Annotated in this window: 19 protein-coding genes; 12 read left to right on the top strand and 7 right to left on the bottom strand. The window is 71.2% G+C overall.

The window, feature by feature from the left end:
• Nucleotides 1–2 precede the first annotated feature (2 nt).
• From ACIRHA_RS35930 to ACIRHA_RS35885, 10 genes are all read left to right on the top strand, one after another.
• Nucleotides 3–1,313 carry an MFS transporter gene (locus tag ACIRHA_RS35930; protein WP_403854954.1) on the top strand — a complete coding sequence of 437 codons (1,311 nt, stop codon included), beginning with the start codon at nucleotides 3–5 and terminating at the stop codon, nucleotides 1,311–1,313.
• Nucleotides 1,313–2,128: an SDR family NAD(P)-dependent oxidoreductase gene (locus tag ACIRHA_RS35925; RefSeq protein WP_403854638.1), complete on the top strand. Its 816-nt coding sequence runs from the start codon at nucleotides 1,313–1,315 to the stop codon at nucleotides 2,126–2,128. Before ACIRHA_RS35930 ends, ACIRHA_RS35925 begins: the two co-directional genes overlap by 1 nt.
• The gene (locus ACIRHA_RS35920; RefSeq protein WP_403854635.1) at nucleotides 2,125–4,350 is read left to right on the top strand and encodes a 2-dehydropantoate 2-reductase; all 2,226 of its coding nucleotides are present in this window, start codon (nucleotides 2,125–2,127) and stop codon (nucleotides 4,348–4,350) included. The genes ACIRHA_RS35925 and ACIRHA_RS35920 overlap by 4 nt, the downstream gene beginning before the upstream one ends.
• A gap of 157 nt (nucleotides 4,351–4,507) precedes the next feature.
• Nucleotides 4,508–5,995 carry an ATP-binding protein gene (locus tag ACIRHA_RS35915; protein ID WP_403854632.1) on the top strand — a complete coding sequence of 496 codons (1,488 nt, stop codon included), beginning with the start codon at nucleotides 4,508–4,510 and terminating at the stop codon, nucleotides 5,993–5,995.
• The gene (locus ACIRHA_RS35910; RefSeq protein ID WP_403854629.1) at nucleotides 5,988–6,410 is read left to right on the top strand and encodes a roadblock/LC7 domain-containing protein; all 423 of its coding nucleotides are present in this window, start codon (nucleotides 5,988–5,990) and stop codon (nucleotides 6,408–6,410) included. The genes ACIRHA_RS35915 and ACIRHA_RS35910 overlap by 8 nt, the downstream gene beginning before the upstream one ends.
• Complete coding sequence (locus tag ACIRHA_RS35905) at nucleotides 6,407–6,766, top strand: DUF742 domain-containing protein (RefSeq protein ID WP_403854627.1); 360 nt, start codon at nucleotides 6,407–6,409, stop codon at nucleotides 6,764–6,766. The genes ACIRHA_RS35910 and ACIRHA_RS35905 overlap by 4 nt, the downstream gene beginning before the upstream one ends.
• Nucleotides 6,741–7,367: a GTP-binding protein gene (locus tag ACIRHA_RS35900; protein WP_403854624.1), complete on the top strand. Its 627-nt coding sequence runs from the start codon at nucleotides 6,741–6,743 to the stop codon at nucleotides 7,365–7,367. The genes ACIRHA_RS35905 and ACIRHA_RS35900 overlap by 26 nt, the downstream gene beginning before the upstream one ends.
• A complete protein-coding gene (locus tag ACIRHA_RS35895; RefSeq protein WP_403854621.1) occupies nucleotides 7,364–8,599 on the top strand; it encodes a cytochrome P450 in 1,236 nt (411 codons plus the stop codon). Before ACIRHA_RS35900 ends, ACIRHA_RS35895 begins: the two co-directional genes overlap by 4 nt.
• Entirely contained in the window at nucleotides 8,596–9,834 is a 1,239-nt protein-coding gene (locus ACIRHA_RS35890; protein ID WP_403854618.1) for a cytochrome P450, read from the top strand. The genes ACIRHA_RS35895 and ACIRHA_RS35890 overlap by 4 nt, the downstream gene beginning before the upstream one ends.
• A gap of 107 nt (nucleotides 9,835–9,941) precedes the next feature.
• Entirely contained in the window at nucleotides 9,942–10,787 is an 846-nt protein-coding gene (locus ACIRHA_RS35885; protein WP_403854615.1) for a prephenate dehydratase, read from the top strand.
• An 18-nt stretch (nucleotides 10,788–10,805) separates the two neighbouring features.
• Here ACIRHA_RS35885 and ACIRHA_RS35880 read toward each other — a convergent pair whose 3' ends face one another.
• The 5 genes from ACIRHA_RS35880 to ACIRHA_RS35860 all read right to left on the bottom strand — a co-directional run bounded on the left by ACIRHA_RS35880 (nucleotide 10,806) and on the right by ACIRHA_RS35860 (nucleotide 16,958).
• Nucleotides 10,806–12,152, bottom strand: a complete 1,347-nt coding sequence (locus tag ACIRHA_RS35880; RefSeq protein ID WP_403854612.1) for a serine hydrolase domain-containing protein — start codon at nucleotides 12,150–12,152, stop codon at nucleotides 10,806–10,808.
• A 97-nt stretch (nucleotides 12,153–12,249) separates the two neighbouring features.
• Entirely contained in the window at nucleotides 12,250–12,777 is a 528-nt protein-coding gene (locus ACIRHA_RS35875; RefSeq protein ID WP_403854952.1) for an NUDIX hydrolase family protein, read from the bottom strand.
• A 108-nt stretch (nucleotides 12,778–12,885) separates the two neighbouring features.
• Entirely contained in the window at nucleotides 12,886–13,551 is a 666-nt protein-coding gene (locus ACIRHA_RS35870) for a DUF4232 domain-containing protein (RefSeq protein WP_403854609.1), read from the bottom strand.
• 141 nt (nucleotides 13,552–13,692) lie between these two features.
• The gene (locus ACIRHA_RS35865; RefSeq protein WP_403854607.1) at nucleotides 13,693–15,168 is read right to left on the bottom strand and encodes an amidohydrolase family protein; all 1,476 of its coding nucleotides are present in this window, start codon (nucleotides 15,166–15,168) and stop codon (nucleotides 13,693–13,695) included.
• Between the two features lie 137 nt (nucleotides 15,169–15,305).
• Nucleotides 15,306–16,958: a methyltransferase domain-containing protein gene (locus ACIRHA_RS35860; RefSeq protein WP_403854604.1), complete on the bottom strand. Its 1,653-nt coding sequence runs from the start codon at nucleotides 16,956–16,958 to the stop codon at nucleotides 15,306–15,308.
• A 439-nt stretch (nucleotides 16,959–17,397) separates the two neighbouring features.
• Here ACIRHA_RS35860 and ACIRHA_RS35855 point away from each other — a divergent pair, with 439 nt between their 5' ends.
• The gene (locus ACIRHA_RS35855) at nucleotides 17,398–19,764 is read left to right on the top strand and encodes a beta-L-arabinofuranosidase domain-containing protein (RefSeq protein WP_403854601.1); all 2,367 of its coding nucleotides are present in this window, start codon (nucleotides 17,398–17,400) and stop codon (nucleotides 19,762–19,764) included.
• Nucleotides 19,765–19,879: 115 nt separating this feature from the next.
• A complete protein-coding gene (locus ACIRHA_RS35850; protein WP_403854598.1) occupies nucleotides 19,880–20,461 on the top strand; it encodes a dihydrofolate reductase family protein in 582 nt (193 codons plus the stop codon).
• Between the two features lie 3 nt (nucleotides 20,462–20,464).
• Here ACIRHA_RS35850 and ACIRHA_RS35845 read toward each other — a convergent pair whose 3' ends face one another.
• Complete coding sequence (locus ACIRHA_RS35845) at nucleotides 20,465–21,838, bottom strand: M1 family metallopeptidase (protein ID WP_403854595.1); 1,374 nt, start codon at nucleotides 21,836–21,838, stop codon at nucleotides 20,465–20,467.
• Nucleotides 21,839–21,912: 74 nt separating this feature from the next.
• A complete protein-coding gene (locus ACIRHA_RS35840; protein ID WP_403854592.1) occupies nucleotides 21,913–25,803 on the bottom strand; it encodes a Pls/PosA family non-ribosomal peptide synthetase in 3,891 nt (1,296 codons plus the stop codon).
• Between the last annotated feature and the right edge of the window lie 65 nt (nucleotides 25,804–25,868).

Genomic DNA, 25,868 nt, shown 5'->3' with positions numbered 1-25,868 from the left:
TCATGCCTACCGGCTCACAAAGAGACGACGGCAGCGCGGGCGCCCGCGCCAGACTGAGCGGCGCGCAGCGCAAGGCGATCGTCGCCGGAACCATCGGTAACACCGTGGAATGGGTGGACTGGGCGCTCTACTCCATCTTCGCGAAGATCATCGCCGATGAGTTCTTCCCGAAGGGGAACGGCGCGGTGGCGCTGCTGTCCACACTCGCGGTCTTCGCCGTCGGGTTCGTCATGCGCCCGATCGGCGCCGCGGTACTCGGAGCCTACGCCGACCGCCGCGGACGCAAGAAGGGGATGACACTCACCGTCGCGCTGATGGCGGGCGCGGGCTTCATCATCGCCATCACCCCCTCGTACGAGCAGATAGGCATGTTCTCGCCGCTGTTGCTGCTCGTCGCCCGCCTCGTGCAGGGCTTCTCCGCGGGCGGCGAGTTCGGCTCCTCCTCCGCCTTCCTCGTCGAGTCGGCCGCCCGGGGCCGTCGCGCCTTCGCCGGATCCTGGCAGCAGGTGTCGGTCGCCGGCGGGGTCCTGATCGCTTCGCTCCTCGGCACCTTCACCACGTCGGTGCTGAGCGACGGCGCCCTGCACTCCTGGGGCTGGCGCATCGCGTTCATCTTCGGGGGACTGCTCGGCCTGGTCGGCCTGTGGCTGCGCGTCTCGGTCGAGGACACCGAGTCCTTCACTCAGGCGCAGGACAGCGGGCGCACCCGGACGAACCCCGTCAAGGCCATGTTCGTCGAGCACCCCGCCGCCACGCTGCGCGTCGTCGGCATCACGATCGCCGGCACCCTCACGTACTACATCTGGGTCAACTACCTTCCCACGTACGCGAATCTGACCACCGGCATCCCGCTGCGGACGGCGCTGCTCTCGCAGACCCTGTGCCTGGTCGTCTTCGTGGTCGCGCTGCCGTTCGCGGGCATGCTCTCGGACCGCCTCGGCCGCAAGCCGACGATGGCGGGATTCGCCGCCGGATTCGTCGTGCTCGCCTGGCCGCTGCTGCACCTGCTCGACGACAACTTCATCAGCCTGTTCCTCGTCCAACTCGTGGGCATGCTGCTGATCCTCGGCTACTCCGCCAACTGCGCCGTCATCATGGCCGAGCAGTTCCCACCGGAGGTGCGCGCCACAGGTATCGCGCTGCCGTATGCGCTGGCCGTCGCCGTCTTCGGTGGTACGGCGCCGTACATCACCACATGGATGCACGAGAGCGGCCACAGCGACCTGTTGTGGGTGTACGTGTGCGCCGCCTCGCTGATCTCTCTGGTCGTCTACCTCACGATGCCCGAGACCAAGGACAAGGAATTCAACTGATGCCGCACGTGCTCATCACCGGCGCCGCCGGTGGCATCGGCGGCGCCATCGCGGAGGCCTTCGCCGCCCAGGGCGCGACCCTGACGCTCGCCGACCGCGACCGGGAGGCGCTCGAGGCGACGGCTGCCCGCTGCGACGTGCCTGTCGAGACGCAGGTCGCCGACCTGACGGCCCCCGACGTACCCGCCGCCCTGGTCGACCGGGCCTGGGCCACACACGGACCCGTCGACATCCTGGTCAACGCGGCCGGGGTGTACCCCTCCCTGGACATGGCCGACGTCGACGCAGCGGCCTGGGACCGACTGTTCGCGGTGAACCTGCGGGCCCCCGTCCTGACGATGGCCGCCTTCGCCCGCCGCGCCATGGCCGAAGGCCGCTCCGGCAGCGTCATCAACATCTCCTCCGGTTCGGCCCAGCGGTCGCGGCCGGGCGGCGGACCCTACGCGAGCTCCAAGGCGGCCCTCGAAATGGCGACGCGGGCCGCGGCACTGGAGCTGGGCGGTCACGGCATCCGCGTCAACGCGGTCAGCCCCGGCTTCGTCCTCGTCGACAGCGACTGCAACCCCGTCTCCGCCGAGTACGCGCAAGCGATCGGCGTCAACCCGCTGGGCAGGCCCGGAACCCCGCAGGACATCGCCCGCGCCGTGTGCTGGCTCGCGGGACCCGACTGCTCCTGGATCACCGGAGAGGTGCTCCGCGTCGACGGCGGGTCGAGCACCGGGGCCCTCCACCTGCCCCGTATCTGGCAGGCCGACGACGTCCGCGCCACCGCACCGCCCGCGGCCACCACCACGACGAAGGAGTACGTGCGATGAGCGACACCAGCCCGGAACCGGCCGCCTGCACCGTCGTGGGCGCGGGCGCGATCGGTGGGACACTCGCCCACGCGCTCGCCAGCGCCGGCCACCCGGTCACTGTCGTCGACACCGACCGCGCACACGTCGACGCCATCCGCAAGCACGGACTCGTCGTCGCACGGGGCGAGTCGCGCACAAGCATCCCCGTCACCGCGACCACGCCCGACGAGTACGACGGAGGTCCGCTGGAACGGGTCCTGCTCGCGGTGAAGGCCCAGGCCACCCGGAGCGCCGCCGAGTGGATCGCACCGCGGCTGGCCCCGAACGGCTATGTCGTGTCGGTGCAGAACGGCTTCAACGAGGACCAGATCGCCCAGCTCGTCGGCGCCGAACGCACCGTCGCGGCCTTCGTCAATATCTTCGCCGACGTCATCGAACCGGGGGTGGTTCAGGACGGCGGCGCGGGAGCCCTCGTCATCGGCGAGCCGGGCGGCGCACCGGTCAGTGACCGGGTCCGCGACCTGGTCACTGATCTGCAGAGTTGGGGCCCGGCAGCGGCCGACGACAATGTAGAGGGGTATCTGTGGGCCAAGGCCGGGTTCGGCGCGATGCTCGCCGCAACGGCCCTCGCCGACGCGCCCATGGCGGACCTGATCGACCGTCATCGACCTGCGATGGCGGGGCTCGCGGCAGAGATCTTCGCGGTGGCCGAGCAACTCGGCGTCAAGCTCGAGGCGTTCGACGCCTTCGACCCCCACCCGTTCCGGTCGGGAGCGGACGTCGTGGCCCGCGACGCTGCCTTCGACCGGCTCACCGCCTGGCTGCGCACCCAGTCCAAGGACCGCAGCGGAATCTGGCGCGACCTGGCCGTACGCCACCGTCCCGTCGAAGTCACCACCCACTACGCCGACGTCATCGCGCAGGCCGCACACGCAGGGTTGCCCACGACCCGCCTGCGGTCCGTCCTGGACGGCCTGCGCGAGCTGGAAGGCGCGCCGCACAAGATGTCAGAAACACGCATCGACGCACTCGACGCTGCACCACAACAGGCCGCTCCGGCAGGCGCACTGACCAGAGGTCAGGCAACGGATCTGCAAAGCTGGCTCGACGAGCACCGTGACGACATGGTCGCCGACCTGTCCGCGTACACCTCTCAGGGCAGTGCCAGCGACGACCTGGAGGCCCTGGATTCCTGCCTCGCCTGGCTGCGCGACTGGCTCGACCGGCGTCTGGGAGACCCCGAGGAGGAAGAGATCCTGCCGCGCGCCGATGCCGGGGACATCCTCGTGCGCCGCTACGCCGCGCGCGGTGCGACCGGCGCGGACACCCGCACGGTCACGCTCGTCGGGCACTACGACACCGTGTGGCCGACCGGAACCCTGGAAACCTGGCCCTTCCACCGTAACGGCGACCGCATCACCGGACCCGGTGTCTTCGACATGAAGGCGGGCCTGGTCCAGGCGGTGTGGGCCCTGCGCGCGCTCGACGAGCTCGACCTGCCCCGCCCGCCCCTGACCCTCGTACTCAACGGTGACGAGGAAACCGGCAGCCGTTCCTCCAGCGAGGCCATCGTCGAGGCGGCCAGCGGCTCCCGGCTCGCCATGGTCTTCGAGGCGGCGGCCGACGGAGCCATCAAGACCGCACGCAAGGGCGTCGGCCTGTTCACCCTCACCGTCACCGGCACCGAGGCCCACGCCGGACTCGACCCCACCGCCGGAGCCAGTGCGGTGGACGAACTCGCGCACCAGGTCCTCAACTTGACCCGCCTCCGGGACCACCAGGCCGGAACCTCCCTCAACATCGGTGTCGTCGAAGGCGGAACCCGCAGCAACGTCACGGCCGGCCGCGCCCGCGCACACCTCGACGTGCGCGTGGCATCGGACACCGAACAACAGCGCATCACACGGGCCCTCGCCGAGCTGCGCCCCGTCGACGCCCGCACCCATCTGGAGGTCGCAGGGGACTGGAACCGTCCTGTCTTCGAACGAACCGAACATGTGGCGACACTCGCGCACCTGGCGAAGGAATGCGCACGACTGCTCGGTCATGACCTCGCCGAGGCGTCGGTCGGCGGAGCGAGCGACGGCAACTTCCTTGCCGCGGCGGGCGTCCCGGTGCTTGACGGCGTCGGCGCGGTCGGCAGCGGCGCACACGCCCGCTCGGAGAACACCTCCGTGTCCGGCATGGTCGAACGGTCGGCGTTGGCGGCGGGCGTCCTTGTGGCGCTGGCCGGACAGTGAGAGCTCCGACGACCGGATTCAAGATCCTGGACGGCTTCACTCGAACGTGTGGCGGGAGGTAGGGTCGTAAGCGGTGCGCGGGCTTCCGTGCCCTCCTCGCCTCCGTCCCCTCCTCGCAGTCGGCCCCCACGCCCAGTTCTCCTCGAGGTCCGCATCCATGATTGAGATACCCGAGCTGGCCGCGGGCGCGCTGGCCGCCGGGACCGTGTCGGCGTTCGTGCTCGGCGGCGGGCTACTGAAAGCCCGTCAGCGGAGCAGCAGGCAGCGCGACGAGACCGATTCGCTCCGCTCCCGCCTCGTGGCGTCCCGCGAGGAGCTGGAGGCAGCGCGGGAGGAACTCGACGACCTCACCGCGGCGTTCACCTCTGAGGTCGTCCACCTGTCCGGCAAGCGCATGCCGGCCGCCGCCACCCACGCCGCCCACCCGCACTTCCAGGTGCCCGGCCCGCTGCAGCCCGAACTCGGCGGCAAGGAACTGGCCGCGGGTCTCGACGCCGTGCTCGACGGGCTGCGCACCGCGGTCGCCCAGGAGCGCAAGCGGGTCGACGCCGCCGCCCGCGCCGGGATGCGCGGCGCCACCCGTGAGATCCAGGCGGGGCTGTACCGGCTGCAGGACGTCCTGCGCGGGCTTCAGGAGCGTTACGACGACCCGGAGTTGGCGCAGACGCTGTACGCGCTCGACCACGAGAACGAGCAGTCGCTGCGCCGGGCGCAGGTCGCCGCCGTGGTCTGCGGGGCCTGGGTCGGGCTCGCCCGCGGTGAGTCGTACCTGGTGGAGGCCGTCACCGGCGGCCAGTCGCGGCTCGCCGGATACGACCGGGTCGAGGTCCACAACCACCTCGAGGACGGCACCGGGCTCATCTCGCACGCCGTCGAACCGGTCGCCATCATCGTGGCGGAGCTGCTCGACAACGCGCTGCGGTACTCCTCGTCCGACACCTCCGTGGGTGTGCACCTCGAACGCGTCCACCACGGCGTCAGCGTGACCGTCGACGACGCCGGTGTCGGGATGAGCTCCGACGAACGGGCCCACGCCCAGCGGATGGTGGCGGGGGAGGAGCCCATCTTCCTCTCCGAGCTCGGCGACCCGCCCCGCATGGGACTCGCCGCGATCGGCCAGCTGACCCGCCAGTTCGACCTCTCCGTCGACCTGTCGTCGCCCTCGCCGTACGGCGGCGTCCGCGCGGTCCTGCTCGTACGGGACCACCTCCTGTGCCGGATCGCCCCCGAGGAACGCAGGCCCGCCGCCGCGGCTCCCCGCTCCACGCGCGACACCACCCAGGAAGCTACCCACGCCCTCGCGGCGGACGAGGCGCCGGTGGCCGCGGCCCCGAAACCGGACCCGGACCCGGCCCCGGTGGCGACACCCACCCGCCCGGACACCCCTCCCGCCGACGGCGACGAACTGCCCCGGCGCCGCCGCAAGGTCCGCACCGACGCGCAAGCCGCCACGCAGTCCGACGCGCGCCCGGCACCGTCGAAGCCGCGACCCGCCGCGCACCGCAGCCCCGAGGAACAGGCCGCCGCGCTCGGCGCGCTCCAAGCGGCCACCGCCGCGGCGCGGGAGGAGCGGCCCGCACAGCAACCGCACGACACCGCCGGCGACCGCCCCGGCACCAGTGAAGGGAACACCCCCGATGAGTAGCCGTGACCTCGGCGACAGCGCTTGGGTCCTCGATCCGATCCTGGAGATCCCGCACGTCCAGGCCGCCGTCCTGCTCACCAGGGACGGCCTGGTGTCCGGGTACACCGAGGCGTTGACGCAGGCGTCCGCGGAGCGCGTCGCTGCCATCACCAGCACGGTGCAGGGCGCCTGTCGCACCGCGGCGGCCGCCTTCGCCGACCAGGAGTCCGCGGACGTACGCCAGGTGGTCATCGAGTCCGACCACGGCTACATCCTCGTCGCGCCCACCGCGCACGGCACCTGTGTGGCCGCCTTCGGCGACCCCGAGGTCCGGCTCGACCTGCTCGGCCACCGTGTCCACTCGCAGGTGGCCAGGCTCGGCGAGAAGGCCATGGCGGCCGCGCCCCGTGAGGCCGACGGCGGCACTGGAGAATGACGGGCCGCCGGAGCGGCCGGCCGCTGGTCCCCGCGTACCTCGCCACCGGCGGGGTCGCGCAGCCCAGCCGCAACAGCCTGGAGCGCCTCTCCGTACTGACCGGCGTCGGCGCGCCCTGGCCCGCGGGCCTGCCCGCCGCGCAACACGCCCTGCTGCGCACCCTGGACGGCGGCTCACTCACGGTCGTCGAGGCCGCCGCCCTGCTCGAACTGCCGGTCTCCGCCGTACGGGTGCTCGCCGCCGCTCTGATCGACCAGGGGCTCGTGGGCGCCCGCCCGCCGGTCCCGCCCGCCGCGCTGCCCGATCCCGATCTGTTGAAGAGAGTCGCCGATGGCCTCCGCGCCCTCAAGCGCTAAGTCCGCGCCCGCAAGCGCCAAGAGCGGGGTCCATCTCCCGGACACCGCACGGGAGTTGGTGAAGATCCTCGTCACCGGGCCGTTCGGGGTCGGCAAGACCACCCTGATCGACTCCGTCTCCGAGATCCGCCCCCTGCACACCGAGGAGCAGCTCACCGAGGCGTCGGTGGCGGTCGACGATCTCGCGGGCGTGCGGGAGAAGAAGACCACGACCGTCGCCATCGACTTCGGGCGGATCAGCCTCAAGGGCGGGGCCGTGCTCTACCTGTTCGGCACGCCGGGACAGGAGCGCTTCCGCGCGCTGTGGGACGACATCGCGTACGGCGCGCTCGGCGCCCTCGTACTGGTCGACACCCGCAGGATCGACGAGTCCTTCGACGCCCTCGGCCTCGTCGAGGAGTCGGGGCTGCCCTACGCCGTCGCCCTCAACACCTTCCCGGACTCCCGCAGTTACACCGAGGAGCAGGTGCGGCGCTCCCTCGACCTGGACGACGACACCCCGATGGTGATCTGCGACGCCCGTGACACGCACTCCTCCGTCGACGCGCTGCTCGCCCTCGTGCAGCACCTGATCGACCGCAGCATCCCGGAGCCCCGATGACATATCCCGCGCAGGCCGAGGACTTCCACCTGTCCGCGCCGGTCCGCCTGTGGGAGGACGGCTTCGCCGCCGACCCGCACAGCTACTACGAGGCCCTGCGCGCCCAGGGCCCGGTCGGCCACGCCGAACTCGGCCCCGGCGTACCCGCGTACGTCGTCACCGACCGGCGGGCCGCCCTCGACCTGCTGCACGACACCGAGGCCTGGTCGCACGATCCGCGGCCGTGGGAGGAGACCGTCGACGGCGACGCGCCGATCCTCGGCATGATGCGCTGGCGGCCCAACGCCCTTTTCAACGACGGCGAGTTGCACGGGCGGTACCGGACCTCACTCTCCGACGCCTTCGACCTGGTGGAGCCGCACGACCTGCGCGAGCGGGTGCACCGCGCCGTGGACGTACTGGCCGCCGGGATGGCGTCCAGGGGCCGGGCCGACCTCGTGAGCGAGTTCGCCCGCCCGCTGATGTCACTCGTCTTCAACGACCTCTTCGGACTGCCGGACAGCGAGAGCGACCGCCTCCAGGACGCGATCGCGCGGGTGATGGACGGCGGCGAGGACGCCGCGCGCGGCGAGGAGGAGTTCGGCCGCTACATCCTGGACCTCGTCGCCGCCAAGAGCACGGAGCGCGGCCAGGACCTCACCAGCTGGCTGCTCGACCATCCCCTCGGCCTCACCCCGGAGGAGGTCACCTGGCAGGTCTTCCTCATGCTCGGCGCGGGCCACGAGCCCACCGCCAACCTCGTCTCCAACTCCCTCTCGCGGATCCTCGGCAACCCGGCGTACTACTCGACGCTGACCAGCGGATCCCGGCCGGTCATGGACGCCGTCGTCGAAGTCCTACGCCACGAGACCCCGCTGGCCAACTACGGCATCCACTTCGCCCGCGAGCCGCTGACGTTCCACGGCGTGTGGGTGCGCGCCGCCGTCCCCGTCGTCATCTCGTACGGCGCCCTCGGGCAGGCGGCGGAGGCGGACACCGCGGTGGAGCGCCATCCGCACGACGCCTCGCACCTGTCGTGGTCGGCCGGAGAGCACTCCTGCCCGGTCAAGCAGCACACCCTGCTCATCGCCACCGAGGCCATCGAACGCCTCACCCAGTGGCTGCCCGACCTGGAACCGCGCATCCCGCGCGAGCAACTGACCTGGCGCACCGGCCCGTTCCACCGTTCCCTGAGGGAGCTGCCCGTCCGCTTCGCCCCCCGTACCGCAACCCAGTCAGGAGCAGCTGAGTGACCGAGACCGCGTCCTCGCCCCGTATCGCCATCGACCCGTTCGGCGCCGACCTGCCGGCCGAGGCAGCCCGACTGCGCGCGGCGGGATCCGTGGTCCCCGTCGACCTGCCCGGAGGAATCCCGGCCTGGGCGCCGACCCGCTACGACACCCTCAGGTCGCTGATCCTGGACCCGCAGGTGAGCAAGGACCCGCGCAAGCACTGGTCGCTGTGGCCCGAGATCGGCGAACACCCCGAGTGGGGCTGGGTGCTCGGCTGGGTCGGCGTGGTCAACATGCTCTCCACCTACGGACCCGACCACACACGGCTGCGCAAGCTCGTCGCGCCCAGCTTCACCGCCCGCCGCACCGAGGCGATGCGCCCACGCGTCGAGCACATCACCGAGACACTTCTCAAGGCCCTCGACTCGGCGGCGCCCGACGAGGACGTGGACCTGCGCCCGCTGTACGCCAACCAGCTGCCGATGCAGCTCATCTGCGAACTCTTCGGCGTCCCCGACCACTTGCTCGACCCGGTCGAGCGTCTCGTCGCGGCCATCATGGACACCTCCGACCCGAGCCCCGAGCACGGCGCGTTCGTGCAGGAGCAGATCGGCACGGTGCTGCCGGCGATCATCGCCCACCGCACCGAGCACCCCGGCGACGACATGACCACCGAGCTGCTGCGGGTGCGCGCGGAGGACGGCGACCGGCTCAGCGACGAGGAACTGCTCTACACCCTGCTCCTGGTCATCGGCGCGGGCTTCGAGACGACCGTCAACCTGATCGGCAACGCGGTCGTCGCCCTGCTCACCCACCCCGAACAGCTGGCCGCCGTCCGCTCCGGCGAGATCGCCTGGGACGCCGTCATCGACGAGACGCTGCGCGTGCACCCCTCCATCGCCAGCCTGCCGCTGCGCTTCGCGGTCACCGACGTGACCGTCGACGGAGTGACGATCCCGGCGGGCGACGCGATCCTGACGACGTACGCCGCCTCCGGCTACGACCCCGAGCACTACGGGCCCACGGCCTCGGAGTTCGACGCGACCCACGCCGCCGACGACCACATGTCCTTCGGGATCGGCGTCCACCGCTGCATCGGCGCCCCGCTCGCCCGCCTCGAAGCGCGCACCGCGCTGCCCGCCCTCTTCGACCGCTACCCGGACCTGCGTCTCGCCGTCGGCGAGGAGGAACTGCGCCAGGTCCCGTCGTTCATCGCGTACGGCTGGCAGCGGATCCCGGTGCGGCTGCACGGCTGAGGACCCTCCGCTGTCCGCGGTGCGGAGGTGACAGTGTTGGATCTCCTGTAGACCCCATAGATCCCACTGATCGACGGCAACGGCCTCCGCACCGAAAGTGACACCCTGTGACCAGCATCGCGTATCAAGGCGAGTACGCCTCCAACTCGGCGACCGTCGCCCAGAGGCTGTTCCCGGGGTGCACGGAAGTGCCCTGTGTCGGCTTCGAGCAGGCGCTGGACGCCGTGACGACGGGCGCCGCGGACCTGGCGGTGATCCCCGTGGACAACTCCACGGCCGGCCGCGTCGCCGATGTGCACCATCTGCTCCCGGAGTCGGGCCTGTTCGTGACCGGCGAGTACTTTCTCGCCATCCGCTTCGACCTCATGGGGGTGCCCGGGGCGTCGCTCGGCCAAGTGGAGTGTGTCCGCAGCCATGTGCACGCGCTCGGACAGTGCCGGAAGGTCGTGCGCGCGGGCGGCTGGCGTACGCGTGTCAGCGACGACACCGCGGGAGCGGCCCGCGAGGTGGCCGAACTGGACGACCCGCGGCACGCGGCGCTGGCCCCGCCGGCCGCTGCCGGGCACTACGGCCTGGAGGTGCTGCAGGCGGGCGTCGAGGACGACCCGGACAACACCACACGTTTCGTCGTCCTGTCCCGTGACGCCGATTTCGCGCCCGTGGCGGGCGGGCCGACCATGACGAGCCTGTTCTTCGCCGTACGGAACATCCCGAGCGCCCTGTACAAGGCCCTCGGCGGGTTCGCCAGCAGCGCGGTGAACCTCACCAAGATCGAGAGCTATCAGCTGGGCGCGGGCCTCAACCCGAGCTGCTTCTACGTCGAGATCGAGGGCCACCCCGACGAACCACGCGTCGCGCTCGCCCTGCAGGAACTGCACTTCTTCTCGTCCGAGGTCCGCGTACTCGGCGTCTATCCGGCCGACCCGCACCGGCTGGAGGAGCGGAGCGTGTGAGGCGCGCCGACCGGCCGGTCAGCCCGTGAGGCGCGCCGCCGCCCGGCTGTTGTGGAGGTACCGCGCCCGCCCGTCCGCGTCCTTGCCGACCAGGACGAACACCTCGTGCCGCCCCGCGCGTTCTTCTACGGAAATCAGCCGGTCGGGGCCGAGGCCCACCAGCCGCTGGGTGACGCTGTCCTCGCCGAGCAGCATCCTGGCCTCGCCGGTGCGCGGCGTGGTGGTCAGGGACGTGCTGCCGTCGTCGTGGACGGTGAGGTCGAAGTCGAGCAGCGTGGAGCGGTAGGTGCCGGTGGCGCGGTGCGCGTCGACCGGTGCCGGCTTCTCGGGGGGCCGGGGCAGGGCCGGCAGCCGGGCGCCGGCGAGTTCGCCGAGGAGGTGACCGGCGACCTCTTGGAAGAGCGCCGCCGCGTCGCCGCCGTTGGTGAGTACGGCGACTGCGACGCCCGCCTCCGGCACGATCCGCAGGAACGCGTACTGCCCGATCGTGCCGCCGTCGTGGCCGATCATGGAATGTTCAGGCTGGTCGAAGAGCATCCAGCCGAGCCCCCAGCGGTCACCCAGCGCACCCAGGGGCGGCACGCTCACCTGCGTCTCGCGCATCACGTCGAACGCGCCCTCGCCCAGGTGGTGTTGAGCGAACCCGAGCAGGGTGCGCGCCGGCATCGCCAGCGCCGCGCCGGCCGGGGCGGTGGAGGGCGGTAGCCCGTAGACCGGTGCCGGCTGCGGGTCGGGGCCGAGGTGGCCGATGGCCGGGAGTTCCAGGATGGCCTCGCCGACATGGGTCGCCACGTGGGCGAGGCCGAGGGGCGTCACCAGGTGTTCGCGCAGCGCCGCGTTGAAGGTCTGCCCGCGCAGCACCTCGACGAGGCGGCCGAGGACGACGTAGCCGCTGTTGCAGTACGAGAACTGTTCGCCCGGCGGGTACAGCTGCTCGGCGTCGGCCAGGGTGGGCAGATAGCGCTCGACCGCGTCGTCGTTCGCGCCCGTGTCGGTGAACCGGTCGCCCTCGATACCCGAGGTGTGGCAGAGCAGTTGGCGGACGGTGACGGTGGCGGCGGCCTGCTCGTCGGCCAGGGTGAACTCCGGCAGGTACTGCCGCACCGGGCGGTCCAGGTCGAGGAGGCCCTCGTTCGCCAGCTGCTGGATCAGGGTCGCCGTCCAGACCTTGGTGATCGACCCGATCTGGAAGACCGCGTCCGGGGTGACGGGCACCCCGGTGGCCCTGTTCACCACACCGGCGGCCGCGTCCACCACCTCGTCGTCCACCAGCACGGCGACCTGGGCGCCCGGCACCTTGTGCACGGCGATCAGCTTGGGCAGATGCTCCGTGATCCAGTCCTGCGCTGCGGACGCTCGTGTCATGACTTCTCCCTCGGGGGCGCGGGCTCGTGGGCGCGATGAGTCAGCCAATGGTGCTACGAGTCCTGGCGTTTCGGAACAAGTCGGCGTCGGACGTCGGTCAGAGGCCGAGGCCGGCGTGGGCGAGGGCCTGTTTGAGGAGGGCGCCGTGGCCGCCGGGCATCTCGCTCTGCATGGCTTCCGAGACAGCGTCCTCGGGGCTGAACCAGACCAGGTCGAGCGCGTCCTGGCGGGGCTGGCAGTCCCCGGCCACCGGGACGATGTAGGCGAGCGAGACCGCGTGCTGGCGTGGGTCGTGGAACGGCGTGACGCCCTGCGTGGGGAAGTACTCGGCGACGGTGAAGGGTTGCAGCGAGGCGGACACCCGGGGCAGCGCCACCGGGCCGAGGTCCTTTTCGAGGTGGCGCAGAAGGGCGTCGCGGACGCGTTCGTGGTGCAGTACGCGGCCGGAGACCAGGGTGCGGCTGACGTTGCCGTCGGGGCCGATGCGGAGCAGCAGTCCGACGCTGGTCACCTCGCCGTTGTCCGCGACGCGCACCGGCACGGCTTCGACGTAGAGGATCGGCATACGGGAACGGACCAGCTCCAGCTCGTCTGAGGCCAGCCATCCGGGCGTTGTCTCGGTCATGTCGGGCATGGCGTGATCATATTTCAGTGGGGCCGGGATGTGGCCCGATTGGGTCCGGCCCGTGGCGGCCGAAGAGCCCAGCGCTCCTCGGCCGGTTGCCGGGTGGTCCTACTTGGTGGTGTGCGTGGGGTAGACCTGCACGTCGGTGTAGGCGCCCTTGATGTCTCCCGCGCCGGCGGGCCAGTCCAGGGTTACGGAGTGGGTCTCGTTCGGGGGCGTGACCAGGATCTTGGTCGGGGACGTGAGGCTCTCGCCGGAGCTGTCGATGTCGTAGGCGAGGTCGAAGACCGCGGAGTCGCCGGGCTTGAGGGTGGTGACACGCGGCTGGGCGTGGCCGCGCTCGATGGGGCTCGAGGTGTTGTCGGCGTCCTTGATGTCGACGCCCGCGAAGCCCGTCGCCGAGCAGGTCGTCGAACCCCGGTTGACCATGCTGATGTTGATCCGGCCCGAGGTCTTGTCCGGCGCCGCGTCCACGGCGTTGATGGCCAGGTCCTCCGTCTTGCAGAACGTGGACTTGCCGGCGGACTTCGTCCCGCTGTTCGCGGCGCCGGCCTGGACCTCGGTGTCGCTGCCGGAGCCCGACTTCGCGTCGCCGGCCTCCGAGCCGCCCTCCGACTTCGAGCCGCTGTCCGAGGACGAGGACGACGAAGTGGACGCGGACGAGGAGTCCTTGGCGGCGGCGTCCGTGCCGGAGTCACCGCCGCCGCAGGCGGTGAGCGAAAGGGTGGCGGCGACGCCGAGGGCGGCGAAGGCGGAGATGCGGGTGTACTTCATGGTGTCTCCCCGAAGGTGGCGCGGTGTGTGCGGTCTGAAGTATTTGTATCCCGCACCGAGTCACAGGCAGTCCTCCAGGGTGTCTTCGTTCTGTCACAGCCGCCCCGACGACATGACCAGGGCAAAGGCCCCACAGCCGTGTCAGGCGACGGCGCCTCGCAACGGCCGCCCGGGAAGCGCGTCCGTCCGCAGGGCGCCGTCCGAGACGACCGGTACCCCGGCCACGTACAGATGCCGGACGCCGAGCGAGGGGCGGGTGGGATCGGCGTACGTGGCGGTGTCGGTCACCGCGGCCGGGTCCAGGACCACGAGGTCGGCGTCGGCGCCCACGCCGAGGTGCCCCTTGGTGCGGGCGGCGGGTGCCACGTCGTCGAGGATGCGCGCCGGGAGGTAGGAGCAGCGGCGGAAGGCCTCCAGCCACGTCCACGCCCCGGTCTCCCGCACCATCAGGCGCAGTGTCTTGGCGAAGGTGCCCGCGGTGCGCGGGTGGGTCGTGCCGCCGGGCGGCAGGGGCCAGTGGGCGCTGTCGTGGCTGCCGTCCGGCCAGAAGACCGGCATCGCGTCGCTGGCGACGACGGCGTCGGGGAAGGCGAGTGCCTGGCGCAGCAGGGCCAGGTCGCGCGGGTTGTCCTCGTCGAGGAACTCCAGGAGGCAGGGCGCGCCGGGGTCCTGGGCCCGCAGCTGCTCCAGGCGGGCCGCGTCCGCGATCCGCTCCCCGGTCTCGACCATGACGACGCTGCTCGGTCCCAGGCCCTTCAGGCGCAGCCGTTCCGGGGCGATGAAGGCGGCGCCGACGGCTGTGCTGCCCGCACCGTACGGATAGGCCTCCACCGTGACGCGCGAGCCCGACTGCCGTGATTCCTCAAGGGTGTTGAGGACCCGGTCGACGTGGTGTCCGGAGGTGCTGTTGACGTGGCAGTGGTGCATCGCCGCGCCGGTCTCTGCCGCCGCGATCGCGATCTCCGTCGAGCCGTCGACGGGGATGGTCGGATCCATTTCGACCAGTTCCCTGACGTGGGTGAACGTGGGCGCGCCGGCCTTCGCGGCGAGCCGTGCCACCGCCTGGAATTCGGCGGGCTCGGTGGTGGGTGCGTAGCCCATCAGGACGCCGATCCCGAGTGCGCCCGCGGACAGTTCGTTCTCCAGGAGGGACAGCCAGGACGCCAACTCGCGCGGGGACGAGGACCGTTGCCAGCGCGGGTTGCCGAGGACGGCCAGGCTGGACGTGATCCTGGCGTCGGGGGCGATGTCGGCGAGTACCTGGGCCCGCGCGCCGGCCCAGGAGGCGGAGAAGCCGAAATGGAGCGGCCGGCCGGCGGCCGCGGCCTCCGCGTAGGCCCGCTCGACCGGCATGAGCCCGGCCTCCAGGTCGAGCGCGGTGGTCACACCGTCCATCGCCTGCAACCGGTGCCCGGCGATGGAGTGGACGTGGCTGTGCAGGTCGACGAAGCCGGGCCCGATGAGGAGTCCCGTGGCATCGACGGGCTCCGCGTCCGGCGGAGGTGCGAGGGCGGGGCCGACGGCGGCGATCTTCCCGTCGGCCACGAGCACATCGGCCCTGCCGTCGAACCCGCCGGCCGGATCGACGACGCGACCGCCCTGGAACAGTGTCTGCATGCCTGTCTCCCTCCAACGTCTTTCGGCCGCGCGGCCGTTGGGGATCAAGGCTATGCCGAGCCCGACCGGCCGGTCCCGTGGCGCTCTCGGGGCCGGCCGATGGAATGTCGCTCGGCTCTCCCGCTCAGTCGTGCCGCTCAGTCATCGGCACCGAGACTGAAGTGGAAGATGCCCCAGGTGAGGTGGGCGTCGCGGCCGCCGTCGACCCAATGGCCGAGCCCCGCCTTCATCTGGGTGAGGTAGTCGTGGCTGATCTTTCTGGCCAGCCCCTCCTCCTCCTGGCGCTCGGTCTCCTCGAGGACCCGCGCGTAGTGGTTCACCAACTGCTCGCGGTGCTCCTCGAAACCACCGTCGACGGCGGTGAATCCGAGCCGGCCCAGCTCGCGTGTGTAAAAGCCGGGCGAGCCCATGTCGTCCAGGTGGATCCGGTCGAGGATCGGCTGCAGCACGTCGGTGCGGCCGCCCTCCGTCGCCGCCATCGGGTCGGTGAAGATGAGATGGCCGCCGGGCCGCAGCACCCGGGCGATCTCCTTGAGGACCTGGACCCGGTTCCCGCTGTGCAGGAAGGCGTCCTGGGACCAGACGACATCGACCTGGTCGTCCGGGTACGGGATGTCCTCGAAGGACCCGTCCACGACCTCGATCCTGTCGGTGAGCCCGCGGGCCGCGTTCAGCTCCTTGTGGCGCTGGTTCTCCACTTCGCTGAGGTTGAGGGCCAGGACCCGGCAGCCGTACGTCTCGGCCAGGTACCGTGCCGAACCGCCGAAGCCGGAGCCGAGGTCGAGCACCACGGAGTCCCGCGTCAGCTCGAGCTTCGACGCCATCTGTTCGACGGTCCGCCGGCTGGCCTGCGCGATGGGTTCCTGCGGGCTCTCGTACAGGCCGATGTGGATGTCCTCGCCGCCCCACACCGTGGCGTAGAAGGTGTCCGCGTCGGGTGAGTTGTAGTAGCTGCGGGCGGTGCCGACCGCGCCCTTGTACTGCTCCTCTCCCTCCGCCTTGTACTCCTTCTCCGCGACATGGACGAAGAAGTCCGGCTGCTCACGCCGGTAGGTGTGCTGGAAGTCGCCGTAGGTCTCGATGCGCTGGAAACCGACGTCGGACATCAGCCGCCGCGTGTAGTCCTTTCGCAGCGGGAACATGTTGAGGTAGTACATCGAGTCGTCCGAGAAGCTGTACCGCATGCGGCAGAGGCCCTCGTCGACGTACTCCGGTTCCACGGCGACGTCCTCACCGCAGTAGTAGTAGCGGTGCTTGCTCGTGTACCCGTCATCCAGCATCGCGTCGTAATTGCGCTGATCCAGGATGAGAATTCCGTCGTGCTTGAGCATCGCGTAGAACTCGGCCAGCGCCTTGCGCCGGTCACGTTCCGAGAAGAGGTGCGTGAAGGAGTTGCCGAGACAGACGATCGCGTCGTACTCCCCGTGGACGTCTCTGTTGAGCCATCGCCAGTCCGCCTGAACGACCCGCAGTATGTGCCCGCCCTGCTTCTGTCCGTTCTCGAAGGCCCTCGCCAGCATCTCCGCGCTGCCGTCCGCGCTGACCGTTTCGAACCCTGCGGACAGGAGCGCCACGGAGTGAAATCCCGTGCCCGTCGCGACGTCGAGCACGCTCTTCACCCCCCATTTGCGCAGCAGGTCGATGAAGAAATTGCCTTCGCTCTCCGCCCTCTTCTCCCAATCGATGAGGGAGTCCCATTTCTCGACAAAGCTGGGGACGTACTCCTCCGTGTAATGCCCGGTTTCGCGTACTTCGACAGGGTTGTCGCCGAACTCTTGGGCCGGTTGCACGATGATGGGGAACCCTTCAGCTATGAGGAATCTTGCCCTGGCGCGGCAGCCCAAGACGGCACAGAGCTCCAGGACTCGGGAGCCGCACGGTCTGAGCGGATCGCTGTCCAAGAGTGCGCGGACTCATGCCTGCAAAGTTCGTATACAGGGCTGGAGTCGAGGCGGAGAGCCGCTCTGGCCAGCGTCTCTCCGTTCCAAGATTGTTTGAGCCCGAAAAGGCGCGGTCACCTCGCATAAAGGTCATTCGCGAGCGAACCGTCGCGTCGGCGATTGTCGGCCAGGGCCGGAAATCGATGGGGAGTGGCCGCGCTCGGCGTGCAGAGGTGTTGACGGGCGATCCACTCTGCGTGAGATCTTGGGGCCGCTCAGGAGTGTTCGGTAGGTCAAAGGCTGTCCGGTACCTCGGACAAAGCCGTAACTCCCGTGAAAGGGGAGGGGCATGACGACATTCGGTGGCCGGTCCATCCGACGGCGTGACTTCATGGCCGCCTCAGCCGTCGGCACCGCTGTCGTGGCGGCCGGGTCCTGGCCGACGGCCGCCCAGGCGGCCGCGCCCGGCACCGGCGCGCCGCACGCGCCCGCGCTCGCGAAGGACCTCCCGCCGTACGTCGGCGCGGGCAGCACGGCGCCCGTCCGGCCCTTCCGGCTGAACGAAGTGACGTTGGGCAAGGGCCTGTTCCAGGAGAAGCGCGACAGGGTGAAGGCCTTCATCCGCGCCTACGACGAGCGGCGCTTCCTCGTGCTGTTCAACAAGGCCGCGGGCCGGCCGAACCCGCCCGGCGTCGAGGTCCCCGGTGGCTGGGAGGACGGCGGCCTGCTCAGCGGCCACTGGGCCGGCCACTACCTCACCGCCCTCGCCCAGTCCCACGTCGACCAGGGCGAACAGGTCTACAAGGACAAGCTCGACCGAATGGTGCGCGAACTCGCCGCCTGCCAGGACGCGTTGAAGGGCAAGACGGTGCATCCGGGCTACCTGGGCGCGCTGCCCGAGGACACCGTGCTGCGCGCGGGCCCGCCCCGGTTCGCCGTGTACGGCGGCGACCTGGACACCAACACCTGGGCGCCCTGGTACACCCAGCACAAGATCCTGCGCGGGCTGCTCGACGCGTACATCCTCACCGGCAACGAGCAGGCCTTCGAGATCGTCAAGGGGATGGCGGACTGGGCCCACCTGGCCCTGACGCTCGGCGACATCGAGCACCCCGACTACGAGGGCCCGCTCACCCGCGACGACCTCAACTACCTGTGGGACACCTACATCGCGGGGGAGTACGGCGGCGCCAACGAGGTCCTCGCCGAGATCCACGCACTCACCGGCGACGCCCGCCACCTGGAGACCGCCCGGCTCTTCGACAGCCGCGAATCCCTCTTCCAGGCCTGCGTCGAGGACCGCGACATCCTCGTCACCACCGACGAGAACCGCCCCGGCCGCAGACGCCCGAACCATTTGCACGCCAACACGCACGTCCCCAACTTCGTCGGCTATCTACGGGTCTTCGAGCAGAACCGGGACGACGACTACCGGCGCGCGGCGGAGAATTTCTTCGGCATGGTCGTCCCGCACCGGATGTTCGCCCACGGCGGCACCAGCGGGACCGTGCCCGGCAGCAACACCAACCCGGAGCTGTTCCAGAACCGCGACAACATCGCCAACGCCATAGCGGGCGACGGCGCCGAGTCCTGCACCACGTACAACCTGCTCAAGCTGGCGCGCAATCTCTTCACCCTCGACCCGGACCCGGCCTACATGGACTACTACGAGCGCGGTCTGGTCAACATGGTGCTCGGGCAGCGCGCCGACACGGACCGGACGGACGATCCGCAGCTCGCCTACTTCCAGCCGCTGACCCCGGGCGCGGCCCGCGAGTACGACAACACCGGTACCTGCTGCGGCGGCAGCGGCCTCGAAGGCGGCACCAAGTACCAGGAGACGGTGTACTTCCGCTCCGCCGACGACAAGACCCTGTGGGTCAACCTGTACATCCCCTCCACCCTGCGCTGGCGGGAGCGGGACTTCACGGTCACGCAGAAGACCGGCTTCCCGCGCGAACAGAGCAGCACGCTGAAGGTCGACGGGCGCGGCCGGCTCGCCCTCAAGCTGCGCGTCCCCGGCTGGGTGGCCGACACCCGGGACGGCTTCGCGGTCTCGGTCAACGGGCGCCGCCTCACCGGCCCGCGCCCGAAGCCGGGCAGCTACCTCACCATCGACCGCGACTGGCGCCCCGGCGACACCGTCGAGGTCTCGATGCCGTTCACCGTCCGCATCGAGCGCGCCCTCGACCGTCCGGAGATCCAGTCGGTCTTCTGGGGCCCGCTGATGATGCCGGTACTCGGAGAGGTGGCGAAGGGCGAGTCCCAGGAGCTGACGCTCTATCAACACCTCAAGCGGGACGGGGACTACGCCCGCTCGGCGATCACCCCGGGCCGCGGCCAGACCCTCTCCGTCGGCAAACGCACACTGCGCCCGCACTACGTCGGCGACCGGCAGCCCCAGTCCGCCTACTTCAAGCGCGTCGAACCCGAGGTGGTCTTCGGATCCCTGGGCACCGGCGTGCCCAACCGCAAGCGCGACGACAACCTGCCGGACTACGACGTGCCGGTCGAGGGCGTCACCTCACCCGGCGACGAGGGCCTGACCTTCCTCGACGTGGTGTGGGACGGCGCGCCGTTCGCCGGGCACCGCGACTTCGTCCGCCGGGTGGAGCGGACCGCGGACCGGTGGGTCACCGCCGGCCTCTTCACGGCGGAGCAGCGCGCCACCGTCGTCGAGCGCGCGGCCGAGGCGGAGCGGGAGCTGGCTCCCTGACCGTGTGCTGCCTCGGCAAGGGAACTCTGTGCCGCCTTGGTACGGGCGATGAATTCCGGCGTGAACCCCGGTCCGTACTTCCGACGCGCGATCCATCGCAGACGCGGAGGGCATCATGACTGCTTCCTACACATTCGACGTCTTCTCCAGCCTCGACGGCTTCGGCGCCGCCGACGGCGGCAGCTGGACCGGCTACTGGGGGAAGCAGGGGCCCGAGCTTCTCGATCACCGCCTCGCCCTGTACCGCGAGGAGCAGCGGATGGTCTTCGGAGCCAACACGTACCGGGCGTTCGCGCGGATGCTGGCGTCGAGTACCGAGGAGTCGGATGTGCGCGACCCCTGGGTGACGCGGATGACGAGTCTGCCGGCCACGGTCGTGTCGACCACTCTGCAAGGGCCGCTCGACTGGGCGGACGCGACCGTCGCGCGGGGCGACGCCGTCGATGTCGTCGCGCGACTGAAGGAGGAGTCCCCCGTGCCGTTGCGCTCGCACGGCAGTCTGTCCATGAACCGCGCGCTGATGGCCGCCGGCCTGGTGGACCGCGTCCAGGTGACGCTCTTCCCGGTGATCACCGGGCGGACCGGGCTCGACCCGATCTTCCGGGGCGCGGCCGACTTCGACCTGGAGCTTCTCGAACACCGGACGCTCGACAGCCACATCCAGGAACTCGTCTACCGGCCCATCCCGCACGTCTGATCATCAACGATCTCGGGCCACAGGAACCGGCACCTCCGGCAGCGCCGTCTCGTGCACCCATGCCCGGAACACCTCGTCGACCGGATGTCGCGCGAACCGTTCCAGGTGTGCGGCGAACATCTCGGTCGTGACGATGCCGTGCCGGTGCAGGTCCGTCCAGGAGCGCAGGGCCTGGAAGAACGTCTCGTCGCCGAGTGCGCAGCGCAGCGCGTGGATCGCCAGGGCGCCGCGCTCGTAGAGGCGGTCGTCGAACATGTGCTTGCGGCCGGGGTCGGCGAGCGACAGGTTCTCGGGGAGGCCGGAGAGCAGACGGTGGGCCGCGGCGGCCAGGTCCTGGGCGCCGCGGCCGCCCGAGCGCTCGCACCAGAGCCACTCCGCGTACTTGGCGAGCCCCTCGTTGAGCCAGATGTGCTGCCAGTCGGCGACGGTGACGCTGTTGCCGAACCACTGGTGGGCCAGCTCGTGGGCGATGAGCCGCTCCGCACCGCGGGCGCCGTCCACGTGGTTGATGCCGAACAGCGACAGGCCCTGCGCCTCCACGGGCACGTCGAGTTCCTCGTCGGCGACCACGACCGCGTACTCGCCGAAGGGGTAGGGGCCGAAGAGCTCCTGGAACAGGGCCATCATCTGCGGCTGGCGCGCGAAGTCGCGGGAGAAGTCGGTGAGCAGGTGGGCCGGGAAGTGGCCGGTCTGCGGAACCCCGTCGAGACCCGGATCGCCGAGCAGAGCCGTCTGGTATCTGCCGATGGCCAGACCGACCAAGTAGCTTGAAGTGGGCGCGGGTTGTTCGTACAGCCAGGTCGTGGTCGAGGCCCTGGTCGTACGGGTGAGGAGCCGGCCGCCGATCACCACCTGGTACGCGGACGGGGTGGTCAGCGAGACCTGGTACGCGGCCTTGTCGGCGGGGTGGTCGTTGCACGGGTACCACGAGGGGGCGCCGACCGGCTGGCTGGCGACGAGCGCGCCGTCGGTCAGCTCCTCCCAACCCAGGCCGCCCCAGGAGCTCTTCACCGGCTTGGGGTTCCCGGAGTAGTGCACCTCGACGGTGAACGCGGCGCTCGCGGCCAGTGGCTTCGCCGGCCGGATCCGCAGCCGGCCGCCGCGCAGTGTGTAGTGCGCGGGGCGGCCGTCGACCCGGACCCGGCCGATACGGAAGTCGGCGAAGTTCAGCTGGAACTCGTCCAGTTCGGCGCGGCTCACGATGGCGCTGAGCCGGGCCGTGCCCGCCAGCCGGTTCGGCTCGGGCCGGTAGTCCAGATCGAGTTCGTAGCGGTGCACCCGGAAGCGGGAGTCCCCATTGGCCGGGAAGTAGGGGTCCAACTTGAGCTGCCCGTAGTGCTGGCCGCCGTGGTGCTGACCGTAGTGCTGCCCGTTCACGCCTAGTCCGCTCCCTGTCCCCGTACTCCTGGTACTCCTACGGCATGTCCAACGCGCGAGGGGAGCACGCCGGTTCACGGGCGCCAGGCCTCTATCGGGTTGCCCAGCCACCGGCTGCCCGGCGGCACCGACTCGCCGGCCATCACCAGAGACGCGGGCCCCAGAGTGCTCCTGCGGCCGACCTCGCTGCCCGGCAGCACGATTCCGCCAGGACCCAGCGTGGCGCCCTCGCGAAGGGTCACAGTATCCGTCCGCAAGATCCGGTCGTGGAAGAGGTGCGTCTGCAGGACGCAGCCCCGGTTCACCGTCGCCCCGGTCTCCAGGGTGACCAGATCGGTCTCCGGAAGCCAGTAGCTCTCGCACCACACGCCCGCCCCGATGTGCGCGCCGAGCCCGCGCAGCCAGGCGGTCAGGACCGGGGTGCCGGGCACCGAGCCGGCGAGCCACGGCACAGCGAGCATCTCCACGAACGTGTCGGCCAGTTCACCCCGCCACACGAAACCGCACCACAGCGGGTGCTCACCGGTGCGATGGCGGCCGACCAGCAGCCACTTGGCCACGATCGACACCGCGCACGCGAGGACGCCCGCGGCCAGCAGGACCGGGCCGCTCACGAGCGCTGCCGCCCACAGGCCGCGCGCCGCCGCGACGGCGGCCAGCGCGCCGAGGACCAGGACGACAAGGGCGGCCGAGCAGAACACCGGGACGAGACGACCCAGTTCGACCACGGCGCGCGCCCAGCGCAGCCGAACCGGCGGTGTGTACGTGCGGCTCGGATCGGCCCCGGTGGCGGGACGCGGCAGCCGGACCGGCGGCAGACCGAGGTAGGAACTGCCCTGCTTGGCCTTCTTCGGGGTGGCCGACAGAACGCCCACCAGACCGTCGTCCGGCACCGAACGGCCGGGCGCCGTCATGCCCGAGTTGCCGAGGAACGCCCGGCGGCCGATCCGGGCATGCCCGATCCGCACCCAGCCACCGCCGAGTTCGTACGGCGCGGTCAGCGTGTCATCGGCGAGGAACGCGCCGTCGCCGACCGTGGTGAGGCCGGGCAGCGCGAGAACCGTGGACACCTCGGCGTCCCGGCCCACCCGCATGCCGAGCAGCCGCATCCACACGGGCGTGACGAGCCCCGCGTACAGGGGGAACAGCGTCTGCCGGGACAGGTCCATCAGCTGGGTGACGGTCCAGGACTGCCAGCCCGCCCGGCTGTGCACGGGGAACGTGCCGGCGGTCAGACCGCGTCCGGCGAGGCGGACACCGGCCAGGATCAGCACGGCGTACGTGAGTCCGTAGGCGAGGGCCGCGGGGGCGACGGCGAGCAACCCGCCGCGTACGGCCTCGCCGAGGCCGGCGCCCGCGGGCACGAAGGCGCGCGCGACCAACAGGGCCGGGAGGGCGGACAGGAGCGGGAGCAGGGTGAGGGCGAGGCCCGCGGCGCCGTACATCGCGCGCCAGCCCGCTGTGCGCGGCGGCCGCTGCCCCGGCCACTCCCGCTTGGCCTTGCCGAGCTTGACCGCCGGTGAGCCCGCCCAGCGCTGCCCCGTCGGCACGTGGCCCTGGACGGCGGAGCCCGGCGCGATCTCGGCGCGCTTGCCCACCCGGGCACCCGGGAACAGCACACTCCGCGTGCCGACCACGGCGCCGGCGCCGACCTTCACGGCGCCGATCTCCAGGCGGTCGCCGTCGAGCCAGTGCCCCGACAGGTCGACCTCGCTCTCGACGGCGCAGCCGCGGCCGAGCTTGAGCAGACCGGTGACCGGGGGCAGCGAGTGCAGGTCGACCTCGGGGCCGACGCGGGCGCCGAGCGCACGGGCGTAGCGCTGCAACCAGGACCCGGTCAGGGATGTCGCGCCGCTGTGCTCGGCGAGGCGTTCGGCGGTCCACAGTCGCAGATGGACGCTGCCGCCCCGCGGATACGTGCCGGGCGCTACGCCGCGCAGCAGCAGCCGGGCGCCGCCTGCCGCGAGCGCGAGCCGGCCCGGCGGGCTGAACAGGACGAGCGCCGCCGGGGCGATCAGCCACCAGGAGGCGGAGGGGGCCCACGCGTAGCCGCCGAACCGGTGCAGGACGTCGGCAAGCGCGGCGAGCGTGACCGTCCAGCGCAGGCCGTTCAGGGTGAACAGCGGTATCAGGAGCAGCAGTTGGACGAGCTTGGCGCGGGTCGGGACGGGGATGATGACGCGCTCCGCGCTGTCGTCCTGCGCCGATTTCTCCAGGCGGCGGGCCAGCTTGCGCAGGACCGGACGCTCGTAGACGTCGATGACGGCCGCGCGCGGATAGCGGGTGCGCAGCCGGGTGGTCAGCTGCGCGGCGGCGAGACTGCCGCCGCCGATGGCGAAGAAGTTGTCGTGCGCGCCGGTCACGGGGACGCCGAGCGTCTCGCTCCACTGCTCGGCGAGCCAGGCCTCGGTGCCGTAGAGCTGCTCGGCCGGACCGTCGCTCTCCACGTCGGGCAGCGGCCACGGCAGCGCGTCGCGGTCGACCTTGCCGGAGGTGCGCGTGGGCAGCTCGGCCACGGGGGCGAGCAACGGCACGAGCGCGGCGGGCAGTTCGGACCGCAGCTTGTCCACGGCCGCCGCGTGCTGCCAGCCCTCCTGAGTGACGAGGTAGCCGACGAGCAGCTGGTTGCCGCCGCGCGCGGTGCGCACGGCGCAGGCCGCGCCCGCGACACCGGGCAGCGCCTGGAGCGCGGCGTCGACCTCGCCGAGCTCGATGCGCCGCCCGCCGAGCTTGATCTGCTCGTCTCCGCGCCCGAGGAAGACCAGACCCTCGGGGTCGGCCTTGACCAGATCGCCGCTGCGATAGGCGCGCTCCCACTCCAGGGCGGGCAGCGGCGCGTACTTCTCGGCGTCCTTGACCGGGTCGAGATAGCGCGCCAATCCCACGCCGCCGATGACGAGTTGACCGCTGGCGCCCATCGGGACGGGCCGGTCGGCCTCGTCGACGACGGCGAGCTCCCAACCCGCGAGCGGCAGCCCGATGCGGACCGGCTCGGCGCCGGTCATCAGCGCGGCGCAGGTGACGACGGTGGCCTCGGTGGGCCCGTACGTGTTCCACACCTCGCGGCCCTCGGTGACCAGCCGCTGGACGAGTTCGGGCGGGCACGCCTCGCCGCCGAAGATCAGCAGCCGGACGTCGTTGAGGGCCTCCGGCTCCCACAGCGCGGCCAGCGTCGGCACCGTGGAGATCACGGTGATCTCCTGCTCGGCCAGCCAGGGCCCGAGATCGGCGCCGCCGCGCACCTGGGCGCGCTCCACCGGCACCAGGCAGGCGCCGTGCCGCCAGGCCAGCCACATCTCCTCGCAGGACGCGTCGAACGCGACGGACAGGCCCGCCATGACGCGGTCGCCGGGCCCGATCGGGTCCTCGGCGAGGAAGAGGGCGGCCTCCGCGTCCACGAACGCCGCGGCGCCGCGGTTGCTGACGGCGACGCCCTTGGGCCGGCCGGTCGACCCGGACGTGAAGATGATCCACGCGTCGTCGTCGAGGCCGGGCCGCCCGGCGCCGGTGGCGGAGGGCTGTGCGACGGAGAAGGCGTGCCCCGCCCCGATCACGGTCCGCACTCCGGCCTCGCCGAAGACGAGTTCGGCCCGCTCGTCGGGATCCTCGGCGTCCACCGGTACGTACGCGGCGCCCGCGGCGAGCACGGCGAGAATCGCGACGTACAGGTCGTTCGTCCCCGACGGCACCCGCACGCCGACCCGGTCGCCGCGCCCCACTCCCGCCCCGGCCAGACGGCGGCGCAGCCGGTCGACCTCGGCGTCCAGAGCGCGGTACGTCAGACGGCGCACGCCGTCGTCGAGGGCGGGCTCGTCGGGATGATTACGGACGGTCGCGTCGAAGATGTCGACCAGGGTGCGCGGGGCGGCGGCGCCCTTCGCGAAGAAGTGCGCCGGAGCGTCGAGCCGTTCGGTCAGCTCCGCTTCGAGCAGGCTGAGCTCGTCGTGTGCGCGAGTGGCGTCCATCGGGTCCCAACGTCGAGACGACGGCAGCCCGGCGGACGCGACCCAAGAGCCCCCGAACTGCCCGA

Origin of the sequence: Streptomyces sp. NPDC102360, from assembly GCF_044766085.1 — a bacterium.
GTDB lineage: Bacteria > Actinomycetota > Actinomycetes > Streptomycetales > Streptomycetaceae > Streptomyces.
The sequence above is the reverse complement of the archived record's forward strand: the minus strand, read 5'-3'. Positions and strand labels throughout refer to the sequence as shown.